At 63.4% G+C, this 232-nt stretch carries 1 protein-coding gene; it reads left to right on the top strand.

Annotation, left to right across the window (positions count from 1 at the left end):
• Positions 1-24: 24 nt before the first annotated feature.
• On the top strand, positions 25-232 hold a 208-nt coding region (locus ACSNOK_RS36465), incomplete at its 3' end, for an ATP-binding cassette domain-containing protein (RefSeq protein ID WP_436784927.1).

Genomic DNA, 232 nt, shown 5'->3' with positions numbered 1-232 from the left:
CATTCTGACACCGCCGGGACGACGATGAGGATCGAGCCTGCCAGGCTCACCGACGCCAAGGTCGCCTTCGGGAACCGGGTGCTGTGGTCGGGACTCAATCTCATTGTCGAACCCGGCGAATTTATCGCCGTTCTGGGCCCCAACGGGGTGGGTAAGACCACCCTGTTACGAGTCCTGTTAGGGCAGATTCCGCTAACGGCCGGGACCGCTATGGTCGCTGGCCGTCCGGTGC

Origin of the sequence: Streptomyces sp. URMC 126 (assembly GCF_051386555.1) — a bacterium.
Taxonomy (GTDB): domain Bacteria; phylum Actinomycetota; class Actinomycetes; order Streptomycetales; family Streptomycetaceae; genus Streptomyces.
Note: the sequence above shows the minus strand (reverse complement) of the source record. Positions and strands in the feature narration are given on the sequence as shown.